Consider the following 1348-nt stretch of genomic DNA (forward strand, 5'->3'; position numbering starts at 1 on the left):
GGGTAGGCCGGACGCGTCCTTGGCACGATGAACTCCTCCTTGCGGGGACCAGTGTCCCCAAGCGGGTAGGTGTCCACCAAACCGGAGCAACATCAACGAAGAGCCTCCCAAACTCCTGCCGGGGTTGGCTTTCAGCAGCGGTCTGCCAGTGCCTCCCGACCCGGTGACACCACCCCCCAGATCAGGTCAACAGGGGGGACCTGTCATGCCGGCCCGGAGGCCGGGAACCCCGTTGCGGGCCACGAAGAAGGTAATTGTGACTGAGCGCCCCGTCTGGCGGGACTCGCCACAATCACAGCTGGTCAGCTGGCGATGGAGGTGGACGAGGCTGTCGGGGAAATGCGTCAGAGCCATGCACTCATTAGAGATAGATCATATGTTCGATTTCTTGTGTATCGGCGTGCGCCCGTGCCGGTGGTGGCCGACGCTGGAAGCAGGGGGTCCTGCTGAGCAGCGCCAGGCTCACACCCCTGGTCCAGCGCATGAGCTCGGACCGAACTGGAAGGTGAGCGTCACAATGAAGACATCCCCGATCGTTTCGCTGCAAGAGTGGGAGGCTGCGCGCCAGCAGCTGCTTGTGGAAGAGAAGCAGCTGACCCGCGCCCGTGACGCACTGGCCGCCAAGCGTCGGCGGATGCCGTGGCTGGCGGTGGAGAAGGAGTATGAGTTCGACGGACCCGAGGGTAAGGCGAGTCTGCTTGACCTGTTCGAGGGTCGCCGTCAGCTGATCGTCTACCGAGCCTTCTTCGAGCCCGGCGTATTCGGCTGGCCTGACCACGCTTGCCGCGGCTGCTCCATGGTGGCTGACCACGTTGGCCACCTTGCTCATTTGAACGCCCGCGACACCACTCTCTCCTTCGTCTCGCGCGCGCCGCAGCCGGACATCGAGCGTGTGAAAGCGCGGATGGGCTGGACGATGCCCTGGTACTCGATCACCGACGATTTCGACACCGACTTCGGTGTGGACGAGTGGCACGGCACGAACGCGTTCATTCGTGATGGCGACAGCGTGTTCCGCACCTACTTCATCAACGCCCGCGGTGACGAGGCGTTGGGGAGCACCTGGAGCTACCTCGACATGACTACGCTCGGGCGGCAGGAGACATGGGAGGACTCGCCCGAGGGCTATCCCCAAACCGCGCCGTACGAATGGTGGAACTGGCACGACGAATACGGCGACGCCGAGCTGGCGCCGGAGTGGCTGGCCCAAACCCGCCAAGGCCCCCGACGCCAGCCTGACTGAGCTTAAGCTTAGCTTGTTGTTTAACCCTGCTGCCGTTTCAAGCGGACATGTTCGGTGAGGGTTTCGGCTCGTTTCACGGTCTTCCCGGGTTCGTGGCGTGGTGCT

General features: G+C 63.5%; 1 protein-coding gene. It reads left to right on the forward strand.

Going from position 1 to position 1348, the window contains the following annotated elements:
• Window positions 1–517 precede the first annotated feature (517 nt).
• Window positions 518–1243, forward strand: a complete 726-nt coding sequence (locus tag ABZV31_RS38310; protein ID WP_355901508.1) for a DUF899 domain-containing protein — start codon at window positions 518–520, stop codon at window positions 1241–1243.
• Window positions 1244–1348: the final 105 nt, after the last annotated feature.

Source organism: Streptomyces sp. NPDC005202 (assembly GCF_040608235.1).
Classification (GTDB): domain Bacteria; phylum Actinomycetota; class Actinomycetes; order Streptomycetales; family Streptomycetaceae; genus Streptomyces.

What these genes read in the sequence shown, in the direction of transcription:
- ABZV31_RS38310 (WP_355901508.1), top strand. Translation starts at nt 518, where the DNA reads ATGAAGACATCCCCGATCGTTTCGCTGCAAGAGTGGGAGGCTGCGCGC.